This window comes from Saccharopolyspora phatthalungensis, assembly GCF_014203395.1.
In the GTDB taxonomy this organism is placed as follows: domain Bacteria; phylum Actinomycetota; class Actinomycetes; order Mycobacteriales; family Pseudonocardiaceae; genus Saccharopolyspora; species Saccharopolyspora phatthalungensis.
Genome location: NZ_JACHIW010000001.1, coordinates 4,860,828 through 4,873,888 on the forward strand (window position 1 = coordinate 4,860,828; position 13,061 = coordinate 4,873,888).

Sequence of the window (13,061 nt, forward strand, 5' to 3'; positions counted from 1 at the left end):
CTAATGACGACGGAAGGTCATCTGTTGGGGCGCGGCGACCAGTTGGACGGCCAGACCGGCAGGGGTGAGGCCGTCCGGCTGGGAGTGGGCACCGAGTTTGGCAGGGATGTCCGCAAGTAGCTGGCTCACGTCGAGCACTCGCTGGCCGCCTCGAAGGTAATCGGAGGTGAATCCGGTCAGGTAGACCTCGTCGAGCGGGTGACCGATGTCGTTTCTCAGGTCGCGAAGGTGGACGTGTGGGCCGTGCTTCGCGTCGATCTCATATCCGAAATGCAGACCCTGGGCGGGCTCGGCGACGGTCAATTCGTCCAGCACGCCGTCTACCAGGATCAGCGCAACGTCCGGCGCCAGCGTGTCCGCTCGCAACACCGCCAGCTCGCCGCGTTTCCCGTTCTTTTCCGTGCCACTGACATGGACGCGCAAGGCAGGCCAACTCGGCACCAGCGCCGACCGGATGACCACTCCCGACATCGTGGCCGGGATAGAGGTGATTACCTGGTGCAGCAACGTGTTTAGGGCAGCGTCCAGGGAACCGGCGACTCCGATGCTGAGCGCGCCGAATACCAGCGCGGTCTGCCAGCCACGATCGACGTGGAAGAATCGCAACGACTCCGTGGGTAGCAGATGATCACGGGGAACTAGGTGATCGAAGGGGACCGGGTACAACAGCGCGAGGCGGTCCAACCAGTCCAACACCGGGTCGGCCTGGGGCTTAGTGGCCGACGACACGGACTGTTGCACCAAAGGATCCTTCTCCCATGCGTCGCGCAGGACGGCCATGGCGGACAATGAGTCCTGGTCGACACCAGCTGGCGGGCGTTCGAGAGTTGCACTGGACAACGCCTTGGTCAGGGTCGCTGCGAAGTCTTGCCGGACGCGTTTTTCAAAGCGGTCCCGTACGGGACGATGGCCCAGTGCCGTCACCGCGGACAAGCCCTGGAAGGCGATCCCCGCGCCGGCCTGACTGCCATGGCTCGGCCTGGCCGTTGCCGACAGCAGCCGGCCAAGGTGCCGGCACGCCGCCTTGCGCCATGCCATGAGTGCGGGAGCGAAACCGGGATCGGCCAACGCCAGCGACCGACCCATGGTCCATGCGGTGGCGTAGCTGGCGTCGAACAGGCCGTACCGCTCCAGGTACACCAGCCAGGCATCCGAGGTGAGGACCGCCTCCGGCGCGGTCGGGGTGGGCACCGGCTGGGCCGGTGTGGCCGTGAGCGGGCCTCGATACCAGGCGAATGTCCGTTCGCCGGAGCCGAGTTGGTAGGTCAGCGGAACGTAGCCAGCTGTCAGCCTGTCTTTGACCTCGCCGGACGCGCCGGTCGGGTCCAGCCGCAGGGTGAGCCGATCCGGATCGGTCTGCGCCGCACCGTCCGGTTCGGCGAGATGCTCCATCAACACGCCGAAGTGCGAACCGGTGTCCGGTAGCGACCGGAATGTCCACGAATGCAGCGCGACCATGCGCAACGGCAGGGTGCTTTTCTTTTCCCGGGTGAGGTAGGGCCGGAAGCCTTCCAGGCTGACCAGGTGCGCCGCGAACTGCCCACCGCCTTCATCGGGGAACCGGTTGCCGATGACCACTGCGTGCAGGCCGGCGTAGCGGGGATCGTCGCCGTCGGCGAACCCTTTGAGGCTGACCGTGCGTGGCACACCGCGCAGCGATCGTGCGCGGGCGCGAGCCGCCAAGGTCGCTAGTGATGCGGTCTCGTCCCCGCTGCGCCGTAGGTGGGTCAGCAGACCCAGTTCGTCGTACTTAGGCGCGATCTGGTCGAAAAGCTCGCCCGGCACATCCAGCGTGCGGCAGACGCTGTCCAACAGATCGGGCTCGATGTCAGCGAGTTCCGGCGCGATCGCCTCATTACTGGGTGTTTGCCGCAGTCCCCGGACGGTGCGGGAGTCGGTAACGCCGACCGCTTCGGGGTCGCCGGGCAATTCCTTGGCAGCGAACAGGAGCAGCGCGAGCCATGGCCGCTTGGCGTCCGCCGGAGACTCGCTGATCGTGCTCTCCCAGGGCAGGGCGGGCCGGTCGAGTGTGATGTGGGGGAGGATCTGGTCGAACTTTCCAGTGCAGCCGGCCGTCGGGTAGACCGCATGGACAGCTTTCTCGGGAAGACCGAACCGGGGCGCTCGGACATCCAGGGTGCGCACGACCGGAGTGTCGAAGTACCCGGTGTCATCCACACTCAGCTCGTGCTTGGTGGTGATCGTGTAGAGACCCACTTTGAGGTTCGGGATCAGTGTGTCGTGAAACTCGTATTCGACGCCCTCGCTCATCGAGGTTCACCTCCGGCGGGAACCAGCAGGGGCTGGGCGGCCAGGCTGTGACCGGCACTGGCCGCGTATCCGGGCAGCGGATCGTCGGGCACGTCGTACCCCAGGCTTTGCAGTTGGTTGTGCAGTGCGGCACGCTGTCCTGTCGGTCCGGGGGCGGCGATCCCGGTGGCGATGAGCTGGATGGTGTTGGTCGTGGCCGTTGGTTTCGGGCCGACCGGGGTGGCCGTGCCGTTGTAGGGCATCGGCCCGTCCGGCAACGGGTCGGCGTTGAGGTTGCCGGCCCCGGTTGTGAGCGTGCCCGAGAAATCTGGTGCTGGGACGGTCACCCGCAGGCCAATGAGCTGCTTGGGCACCAGGCCACCGTCTGGGTCGTTCAGATCCGGCGCATCTTTACCCCACAGGGCTTTCGGTGTGTTGCCCAGAATGGGTGCGATGATCCACCGGTCGACATCGACGGCCGGGCCGTCCTGGTGAGTCACCGTGACGGCATGCGTCGACGTGGCATCGGTGTCCATCGCACGGATCGGCAGGGTTCCCTTGGTCGACTGAACCGGTTTTCCGCAGAAGACAAGTGACATCGCCGGGACGGCGGTGGCCGTGGTGAACGTGAAGCCATGCGTCGACACCACCCACGTCTCCGCTTCGTCGGCCCCGGGAAAGCCGGTCTCGGCTGGGCCGGTGCCGGATGACGAGGGTTTTGGCGTGGGCGTGAGCCCCTCGGTCGGTGTCATTTGCACTGCCTGCTCCTTGGGCGGCAGCTGCGCTTGGAACTGCGTCCAGGAACAGGGTGGGAGATCGTCGGGCCGGGGCTCACCGAAGCCGATCGTGAACGATACGAACTCCAGGTGCAGGGTGGCGTTGCCACCAAACGGCGGCCCCCAGAGTTCAACGTCAACGCCGAGCTCGACGTTGATCGTCACGTGCACGAACCAGACCTTAATGGTGTAGGACACGCCGAACGACACGCCGACGGAGATGTCGTAGGAGAACGGCGCCCACTGGATGAGCGTGTCCAGATGGACGGTTGCCCAGGCCGAGAGCGAACCACTACGGAACTGCACAGCGAGCGCCCCGCCAAACATGAGGCCGTGCGGCGCGATCGTCAGGTAGCCCGCGGCGGTGAGGTTCGTCTGCTCGTCGATGTCGGCAACCACCGAGATCCGTGGCACGCTCGGATACCACCCGGGTTTGACGAACGCTGGGTGGTATCCACCGACGCAGATCACGAAGTCGCCCTGATGCGGGCTCGGGTCGACCCACATGCACAGGGCGATACCCCCGGTCGGCTTGTAGTTGGTGAAATAGACGAAGGAGTTCCTGGTGAACTGCGCGGCCAGTGAGAGCAAGCCCTCGCTGTGCCGGTAGAGCGCCTCCGCCGCAATCTCGAGGTGAGCGGTCAGCGTCTCGCCCGGTGTTCTGGTCTTGGGGAAGTCGAACCGTCCGAGCCCAAGCAGTGTGATCACCAGATCGGTGCCGAACTCCACCACTGCCAGCGCCCGGAATTCGGCGAATTCAAAGGTGGTCCAGTGCAGGCCGGCGGCGAACCAGTTCTCGCCGGCCTGGTCCGTGACCCACGGCGGAGCCTGCGTTCGCAGCACGTCCAACAACTGGATCGGGTCGGGGTTCTCGCCGATGATGCTCGGATCGTCCAGCCCAGCCACGAACGGACACGTGCTGATCTCGGCGACCGTGCCGATGCGCATCGCGGTGTTGAGGCCGCCGCCGAGATAGACCTGCTTGACCCGAAACGCTGTTGGCCCGAACCCCTCCTTGCCGCTGCCTACACCGATGCTTCCGAAGAGAAAAAACGACGTCGTGCCGTCGTTCTTTCGCGCGTAGGACCCGACGAAGGCCAGGCTGATCGCCGGCGCACTGAGCATGCCGAGACCATCCAGTCGTACTGGATATGTCTTGTCTTGCCGGAGTAGCAGGACGGCCTTGATGGTGACTGAGGCGAGCGTCTCGCTGATACCGAACCCATCAATCCGGACGCCGTCGACCACTCCGCTGTTAAGCGGGACTGCGACGGTGAATCTGGAAATCTCGACGGTAAAGCCGTGAATGGCGGCAATGATATTAGTGAAGATCTGGAGACAGCCCTTGGCGTAGCCAAGGCTGATGCCGTCGAGCCGGATCGGTCCGTGAGACTCGGGCTTGGACTGCTGTTCTGTCTGCGCGGAGGGGTTCTGGTCGTCCTCGGCGACCTGGCTGGAGGCCGAGCCGAGCTGGATCTTGAGCGCATCCCTGGCGACGCCGCCGAACTTGTAGCCCAGTGTCGCGGTCACCCCGGCCGCGAGTGGTCCAGGGGGTAGCGTAGGCAGCGTTTTGCCGCCGGCTCCGATCGCCGCGTTGATGTCGACGACGTCCTGATTTGTCAGCGAGTCCTTGGCGAACACCAACGCCGCCTGCGTCATAACAACGTCGTGCTCCTTCGGAATCCAACTGCTGAGCACTGGCAAGCCTGACAGGGCCAGGTCGAGGCTGGCTTCGATCACCCCTGCGAAGGAGGGCCCCTTGTCCTGCCCGCGCCGGCCGACAAGTACCCAACGAACGTTGTTGGTAGTGGTCAGCTTGACCGTGCCGGAGAACAGCAAACACCTGGCCTTCGTGTCGTATCGAAACCACAGGTCTGTCAGGCTGACGTCGAGGTCTTTGAGCAGCGCGAAGCCCATCGTGCTGGCGACCTGATACAACGAGGTGTCCTTGGTCGCTCCGCTACACGCGCTGAGCGACGCGGAACCGTCCAGCGGCGCTTCGAACGGGGTGTTGTCGAGAGCACAGGTGAACAGCGCCCGCCCGGTGTCGCCCTGCCCGGTCAGTGCGATTCCCGGCTGTGTGAACCCGAAATGTGTCGACAGATCGCCGTAGTCAGCGGACACCGTGACGGTCGCGAAGGCCCACGTGCTCAGGCTGATCGTGACGGTGTACCCCGACACCGATTCGCCAGCGCCGTCGGCGGTGAACGTGACCGAGACCGTCGCGCTCGCCGGCGACTTCAGCGTGATGTTCCCGCTGACCGTGAGCCGCGCCGAGTCCGTGACGGCCTTGCTCACCGTGAGCGTTCCGTCCGTCAGATGTGCGCCGAACAACTCCGCAGATCGGCCGACGCCGAGCTTGTCACCCGAAAGCGAGAACGTCTTCCCGGAACTGGCCGCTAGCAGATTCTTCAGCTCACTCACCGCGAGTGGCACCGCGCTCCTCCGTACGTTGGAAACCGCGGCCGTTGTAGGTCGCGGTTGCGTTTTCGTTCCGCTGGCGGTTTGATTCGCGGCCGCTAAGCACATGAATACGACCGGTACCGTCGTCGGCCATTCTGCTCCCTTTCTCCGGCTGCGAACGGCTCCACGATCACCTCAAGCGCGCGTCCGCGCCAGCGGAACTACCCCGACGGGTGGCTGTTTCGAGGGCCGTGACCAGACTTGGAGACGGCCCGGACTGGTGTTACCGCGATGCAAAATAATCCACTGTGGACGGTGATCGCCGAAGTGTCGCGAGTTCGCATCTGCTGAAATCGGCGGCGCGAGCAATTCACCGTGAAGCCGGCGGTATCCCAGCTCGGGTTCTCTTTGGCGCCTGCCGCAACGGTAGGCTTCGGCCGGTTGGTTGCCTGGTCGGGCACCGTGTTTCGGGTACCCGACCAGGCACTCCCTCGGTTACAGGTACGGGCGGGTGATCAGCTCAATCGCGTGGCCGGCGGGGTCCTTGAAATACACCCCGCGACCGCCTTGGCCATTGTTGATCTCGCTCGGGCGTCGCATCTGCGGATCGGCCCAGTGTTCGATGCCGTGATCACACAGCCGTCGATACGCCCGATCGAAGAGCTCGTCGTCAATCAGGAATGCGTAGTGCTGCATCTGGATCTCTACCGGCGGCTCGGCGAACTGAAGTAGCACACCGTCGTTGAGCTGGATGTTGGTGAACACGCCCCAGGACGGTGCTTCCGGGAGTTCCAATAACTCTCGAAAGAATCGAGCCGACTCGTTACGATCCTTGGCAGCGATGATGGTGTGGTTGAACGTGACTGTCATTCGGTTGACCTCGTTGTTGTTCGACAGAAGAACGGACTCGCGACGCACGAGCGCCGGGGGTCCGCGTGCCGAACCGAGGGGGTGCCTTCTGCGCACCCGCCGTGCGATCAGCCCTCCACCGGATAGCCAATCTCTGCGTGGCGTAGCGCCGGTCCGGTGTTCACGGTGGGTGACGCTACTTGATCTGGCTGGCTCCGACAAGATTTGCCGGCCGGACAAGCAGCAACCCCGGAGCCGTTTCCTGCCGGTTTGTCCGTACAGGCCGAACCGGACACAGTTCGGGGCTCCGGGGTCGGGTAGCTGCCTAGTATTCGCCGACCGCATGCCCGCGTCGAGTCACACAGGATCATCACACGTCGGGTCGGCTGGTGTGCCGAGGGCGGTCCTAGCGGACAGCCACCTCACAAGTCCTGTTGGTATTCAACGTTGGACCACCTCCTTTCCCGTGTATAGAGCAGGCTAGGGGACGGTGCGCCTATCTGGCTACTGATTTTTCGCCGTGAGACACGGCCGCGGCCGCCAGCGGTCGGCGCCGGCCGAGCCGGTCGACGGTCTTGCCCGTCGGCCCACAGCTAAAGCAGTCGCCCGGATACGGCCTCTTCGAGTGAAATGTGTGATTGCGCCGAAATGCGCGTAGTTGGCTATTCGGCGCGGGAAAGATCTTCGCGCGCGGCGGGCTTCATACTCTTCTGACACGCTTTTCCCAGCAATTCCTCAGCTTCACGGGCAAAGCTTCCGCCACACTCGTCTGGGCGTGAGGAGTCTGATTGCGGTGAAACACCGATTAGCGGTCGGCAGGCGATGGCTGATCGTCGTGAGCGTCGTCGTGGTGATCGCGGCCGGTGTCGGCACGTGGTTGCTGACTCGCACCAGTAGCACGCCGCAGGTGCGGACCCTCGCGGCCACCACGGCGACCCTTCGCCAGACGATCTCTTCGTCGGGAACCATCGAACCCGCGCAACAGGCCAACCTGAATTTCGCCGTGTCCGGTCAGGTGACGGCGGTCAATGTGGCGGTGGGCCAACACGTTTCGCAGGGTCAGGCGCTCGCCACGGTGAACTCGGCGTCGCTGCGCGCCTCCGTCGCCGACGCGCAGGCGACCGTGGCCTCCGACCAGGCCCGGCTGTCCTCCGACCAGTCCGCCAACGCGTCTTCGACGCAGCTCAACGCGGATCAGGCCGCGCTCTCCGCGGCGCAGAACCAGCTGACCAACACCCAGAACTCGCTGCACGAGGCCACCCTGACCTCGCCGCAGGACGGCACCGTCGCGTTGGTGAACCTGACGGTGGGACAGCAGGTTTCGGCCGGCGGCTCGTCGAGCGGCTCGTCCACCGCCAGCTCCTCGGCAGGCGGTTCCAGCGGGTCCTCCTCCGGCGACGGGAACGGCTCGACTGCCGGCGGTGGTCAAGGCGGCGGCGGTCAGGGCGGCGGGGGTCAAGGCGGCGGCGGTCAGGGCGCGGGCAGCGGCCAAAACAGCTCCGGTTCCGGCAACTCGTCGAGCACGAACGCGCAGATCGTGGTGATCTCGGACGGCTCCTACATCGTCAACGCCACCGTCGACGACACCGAAGTGAGCCAGGTCAAGATCGGTAACCAGGCCGTGATCACGCCGAACGGCAGCACCACCCCGGTCTACGGCACGGTGACGTCGGTGGGTCTGCTCGCCAACTCGTCGTCGGTGCCGAGCTACCCGGTCACCATCGGTATCACCGGCAGCCCCAGCGGCTTGTTCCCCGGCGCCGGAGCGCAGGTGTCGATCATCGTGAAGCAGCTCAGCGACGTGCTGACCGTTCCCTCCGGGGCGATCCACTACGCCGACGGACACCAGACCGTCACCGTGATGGCCAACGGCCAGCAGAGCACGGTCACGGTCACCACCGGCATGTCGTCGAACGGCAGGACGCAGATCCTCAGCGGCCTGTCCGAAGGACAGCAGGTCGTGGTGCCGAGCACGCAGCCGACCAATCGCCCCACCACCCAGACCGGCGGCCGCGGCTTCGGTGGCGGCGGCGGTGGATTCGGTGGTGGTGGCTTCGGCGGCGGTGGAAGGGGTTGACGTGACCGACCTACCCACCACGCCGCTGCCCGGCCCGGTCATCGAGACCGTCGACCTGGGTAAGATCTACCGGGCCGGCTCGCTGGAAGTCGAGGCGCTGCGCACCGTTTCGCTGCGAGTCGACGAGGGCGAGTACGTCGCGATCATGGGTCCCTCCGGGTCCGGGAAGTCGACGCTGATGCACATCCTGGGCTGCCTGGATGTCGCGACGTCGGGCACCTACCGCCTCACCGGCGTCGACGTCAGCGAACTCTCCGAGGCCGAGCTGGCCGGAATCCGCAACAAGCGCATCGGATTCGTCTTCCAGCAGTTCAACCTGCTGGCGCCTCTCCCGGCATGGCGCAACGTGGAACTTCCGCTCTGCTACGCGAACCGGCCCCGCGCAGAACGCAAGGAACGCGCGATCGCGGTGTTGGAGCGAGTCGGCCTAGGCGAGCGGATCATGCATAAACCCGGTGAGCTCTCCGGTGGTCAGCAGTCGCGCGTGGCGCTGGCCCGGGCGCTGGTCAACGAACCCGCGCTGATCCTGGCCGACGAGCCCACCGGCGCACTGGATTCCCATTCCACGCAGGACGTTCTGGCGATGTTCGACGAGCTCAACCAGGCGGGCCACACGGTTCTGCTCATCACGCACGAAGAGGACGTCGCAGCCCACGCGAAACGCACGGTCCGCGTGCGGGACGGGATCATCCAGTCCGACACCCGCAATCCGGGGGTGCGCCGATGAACTGGACGGAAACGATCCGCACCAGCCTGGACGCGCTCCGCTCGCACCGGATGCGCTCCGGGCTGACGATGCTCGGGATCCTCATCGGGATCGCGGCGGTGATCCTCACCGTCGGGCTCGGCGAGGGGGCGCAGCAGCAAGTCAGTTCCGCGATCAACTCGTTGGGCACGAACCTGCTCGTGATCACGCCCGGTAGCAGTTCGAGCGGCGGGGTCCGCGGCGGTCTCGGCTCGGCCACCACCCTGACGCTCAGCGACGCCGACGCGCTGGGCAGCAGGACGGTCGCACCGGACATCGCGGGGGTGGCGCCCAGCACGAGCCGCTCCACGAGCGTCAAAGCCGGGGGCACGAACTGGACAACCTCGGTGGTCGGCAGCACGCCGAACTGGGCGAAGGTGCGCGACCGCACGGTCGCCGAAGGGCGGTTCATCACCGATCAGGACGTCGTCGCCGACGCCGCGGTCGCCGTGCTCGGCCCGGCCACCGCGCAGGAGCTGTTCGGCGGCGGCGACCCGGTCGGGCAGACCGTGACCGTGGGCAGCACCCCACTCACCGTCATCGGCGTGCTGAACTCGGCCGGATCGTCCTCGGCCGCCCAGAACCAGGATGACCAGGCGATCGTGCCGATCAGCACCGCCACCGACAGGCTGTTCGGCGGCACCACCCGGACCTCGGTGCAGTCGATCTACGTCGAGGCCACCTCGCAGGACACGCTCTCGGCGGCCTACCAGGAAGCCGACCAGGAGCTGCTCAACACCCATCACATCACCGACCCGACGCAGTCGGACTTCACCATCTCCAGCCAGCAGGCGCTGCTGAGCACCGCAACCTCGGTGACCCGGACGCTGACCGTCCTGCTCGGCGGGGTCGCCGCGATCTCCCTGCTGGTCGGGGGAATCGGGGTGATGAACATCATGCTTGTGTCGGTGACCGAGCGGATTCGGGAGATCGGGCTGCGCAAGGCGATCGGCGCGAGCCCGGTCGTCATCCGGCGCCAGTTCCTTGTCGAGGCCGCCACTTTGGGCCTCGCGGGCGGACTGCTCGGCGTGATTCTCGGCATCGCCGGGGCGGTTCTGCTGCCGAGTCTGATCTCCATCCCGATCGTCATCTCGCCCACCGCGACCATCGGGGCCATCCTCACCTCGATCTTGATCGGGGTGGTGTTCGGGGTGTATCCGGCCAGCCGCGCGGCCCGGCTCGCACCGATCGACGCGCTGCGAAGCGAATGAGGGAGGGATCGGATTGGCTTGCGGAGAGAGCTTCCATCCCGCGCGAATTCCGCAATGAATCTTCCAGGAGTACGCCATGACCATTCGTCTCAGCCACAGCGTCCTCGCTGGCTCGTGCGCGGCGCTGTTCGCGCTGGCCGCGTGCGGCGGAAACAGTAGCCGGCCGGGCAATTCCGCGCCCCCGCCGAGCTCGTCGGATCAGGGAGCGCGCGCTCCGCAAGGCGCGTTCGGGACGATCGCTGCCGTCACGGCGTCCGCCATGGAGGTCCAAAACCAGCAAAGCGGCCAGGTGACGGTGAACTTCACCGCCTCGACCACGTTCGACAGCACCGTCCCGGCGAGCCTGTCGGACGTCACGGTCGGTTCCTGCGTCATGGTCACCGCGGCGGCCGGCACGACCGCGAACCCGACCGCGCCGGCCGTCGAGATCAGCCAACCGGCCAACAACACCTGCACGCGCGGCGGACTCTTCGGCGGCGGCGGTGGTGGCAACCAGGGGCGGACCAGTTCCAGTCGCCAACCCAATCCCAGTCGCCAACCCAGTCCTAGCGCGGGGAACAACCAGGGACCGCGAGGGGCCTTCGGCTCGGTGACCGCGGTGCAGCCGAATGGCTTCACGGTGCGCGAAACCAACCCCAGGAGCAACCAGACCACCGACGTCACGGTCACCGCCGACTCCTCTACCACCTACACCAGGACAGTGCCCGCGGACTCGCATGCCCTGGCGGTCGGCAAGTGCGTCGTCGCACTCGGCCCGGCCGACGACACCGGAGCGGTCACCGCCCGTTCGATCACCATCAGCACCCCTGGCCCCAACGGCTGCCCGACCTTCGGCCGCGGCCAGGGGCGGCGTCCAGGCCAGGACCAGGGACAGAGCAACGGTGGTAGCAATGGCTGAACGTCGGCGAAGCGCGCGGCACTGGATCACCGGGGTGACCACCGTGGCGGTGCTCGGCGGCGGCGCCGGGGCATGGGCGGCGATGCGCCCTTCGGATCCGGCCTACCGGCTCGCCAGTGCCGGCCCGGCCGAGGTCACCAGCACCCTGTCGGCCACCGGCACGATCCAGTCGGTCAACCAGGCGACGCTGAGCTTCCCCGTGTCGGGCACGGTTTCCGCGGTCAACGTCCAGGTCGGGCAGCAGGTGTCGGCGGGTCAGGTGGTCGCGGCACTCGACACCACCACCGTGTCCAGCCAGGTCGTCTCGGCGCAGTCCAGGCTGGCCACCGCGCAGGCCAAACTCGCGTCCGACCAGGACCGTCAAACCGCCGCCGCGCAGGCGTCGCCCGCGCCGGCGAAGCCGTCCACGGCGAACGCATCGGGCACGAGCCGCAGCCCGGGTGGCGATGCCAAGCCGATCGCACCGCCGCCGCAGCTGGCGTCCGCTCAAGACACGGTGAAAACGTCGCAGCAGCAAGTCGATTCCGACCTCACGGCGGTCAGTTCCCTGGCAGGCCGGGAAAAGACAACGTGCGACCAGGCGATGCAGTCGGCGAGCTCCAGCTCGACCGGATCCAGCCAGCCCAGCACGAGCACCGAACCCACCCCGAGTCGGACGACCTCCTCGGCACCCTCATCCGGTTCCGGCGGCAGCGAGGCGGTATCGGAATGCACCTCGCTGATCCAGCAGGTCATGACCGCGCAGAGCAAGACCGCGGCCGACGAGAAAGCGCTCAGCGACGCCGAAAACAGCTTGAACACGGTGCTCGGCCAGGCCATCGCGAGCGTGAACCGCGCGGCGTCGGCAGCATCTCAGGCTGCCCAAGCGCCCCAACCAGCCTCGCAGAGCCGGGGCACCCAGCCGAGCTCGCAGAGCCGAAGCACTCAGCCGCCTTCCCAGAACCGCAGCGCCCAGAACCCCAGCGCCCAGAACCGCAGCGGCACCACGGCGACGGCGCCCCCGTCAGCCGACCAGCTCGCCGCCGACCAGGCGTCGGTGGACTCCGCGAACGCGGATCTGGTCGCCGCGCAACAGAATCTCGATGCCGCGACACTGATCAGCCCGATCGCGGGCACCGTCGCGCAGGTCGGCGTCGCTGCCGGGCAGACGGTCGCCGGGGCGAGCGAGAAGAGCAACATCGTGATCATCGGACCGGGCTCCGACGAGGTCACCACCTCGGTCAGCGATGTCCAGCTCGGCCAGGTCCACCCGGGCCAGGACGTGACGGTCACGCCGGATGGCACCGGCCTGCGGCTGACCGGAAAGGTCGCCTCGGTCGGCGTTCTGCCGGGCACGAGTGGATCCACAACCGGCACGTCCCCGGCGACCTCGTCCGGCGCCTCGTCGAGCGGGACCAGCTACCCTGTCACGATCTCGCTCGATCCGACCTCGCAACAGCTGTTTGCCGGGGCGACCGCGGCGGTCTCGATCATGGTCGGCGGGACGCACGCATCGGTGACCGTCCCGACGTCCGCCGTCCGCGCAGCGGGTTCACGACACATCGTCAGCGTGCTCCGCAACGGCACGCTGATCGCGGTGCCGGTCACGGTCGGAGTCGTCGGTGCGACGTTGACCGAGGTCACCTCCGGTTTGCGGGTTGGTGATCAGGTCGTGCTGGCCAACCTCGACACACCGCTGCCGAGCGGCAACACGACGCAGCGCGGTTTCGGTGGTGGCGGTTTCGCCCGGCCCGGAGGTGGTGGCGGCGCAGGCCGCGGCGACTGATCGCTATCTGCATCGCCGAGCGGGCTAAGCCCGGTGACATCGAAACCGGGGAAAGGTGGATAGTCCCGGGATGAGCCGGGAGGGTGT

General features: G+C 66.7%; 8 protein-coding genes. 5 read left to right on the forward strand and 3 right to left on the reverse strand.

Annotation, left to right across the window (positions count from 1 at the left end; translation table 11 throughout):
* From BJ970_RS22365 to BJ970_RS22375, 3 genes are all read right to left on the reverse strand, one after another.
* Positions 1-2,271, reverse strand: a complete 2,271-nt coding sequence (locus BJ970_RS22365; RefSeq protein ID WP_184728044.1) for a hypothetical protein — start codon at positions 2,269-2,271, stop codon at positions 1-3.
* On the reverse strand, positions 2,268-5,462 hold the full coding sequence (locus BJ970_RS22370) for a DUF6603 domain-containing protein (RefSeq protein WP_184728045.1): 3,195 nt from the start codon (positions 5,460-5,462) through the stop codon (positions 2,268-2,270). Before BJ970_RS22370 ends, BJ970_RS22365 begins: the two co-directional genes overlap by 4 nt.
* Positions 5,463-5,924: 462 nt before the next feature.
* The gene (locus BJ970_RS22375) at positions 5,925-6,299 is read right to left on the reverse strand and encodes a VOC family protein (protein ID WP_184728047.1); all 375 of its coding nucleotides are present in this window, start codon (positions 6,297-6,299) and stop codon (positions 5,925-5,927) included.
* A 772-nt stretch (positions 6,300-7,071) separates the two neighbouring features.
* Here BJ970_RS22375 and BJ970_RS22380 point away from each other — a divergent pair.
* The 5 genes from BJ970_RS22380 to BJ970_RS22400 all read left to right on the forward strand — a co-directional run bounded on the left by BJ970_RS22380 (position 7,072) and on the right by BJ970_RS22400 (position 12,974).
* Entirely contained in the window at positions 7,072-8,355 is a 1,284-nt protein-coding gene (locus BJ970_RS22380; protein ID WP_221467272.1) for an efflux RND transporter periplasmic adaptor subunit, read from the forward strand.
* 1 nt (position 8,356) lies between these two features.
* Positions 8,357-9,082: an ABC transporter ATP-binding protein gene (locus BJ970_RS22385; protein ID WP_376775072.1), complete on the forward strand. Its 726-nt coding sequence runs from the start codon at positions 8,357-8,359 to the stop codon at positions 9,080-9,082.
* Positions 9,079-10,311 carry an ABC transporter permease gene (locus BJ970_RS22390; RefSeq protein WP_184728048.1) on the forward strand — a complete coding sequence of 411 codons (1,233 nt, stop codon included), beginning with the start codon at positions 9,079-9,081 and terminating at the stop codon, positions 10,309-10,311. Before BJ970_RS22385 ends, BJ970_RS22390 begins: the two co-directional genes overlap by 4 nt.
* 76 nt (positions 10,312-10,387) lie before the next feature.
* Positions 10,388-11,209, forward strand: a complete 822-nt coding sequence (locus BJ970_RS22395) for a DUF5666 domain-containing protein (protein ID WP_184728049.1) — start codon at positions 10,388-10,390, stop codon at positions 11,207-11,209.
* Entirely contained in the window at positions 11,202-12,974 is a 1,773-nt protein-coding gene (locus BJ970_RS22400) for an RND family efflux transporter (protein ID WP_184728050.1), read from the forward strand. The genes BJ970_RS22395 and BJ970_RS22400 overlap by 8 nt, the downstream gene beginning before the upstream one ends.
* The last annotated feature ends 87 nt before the right edge of the window (positions 12,975-13,061 follow it).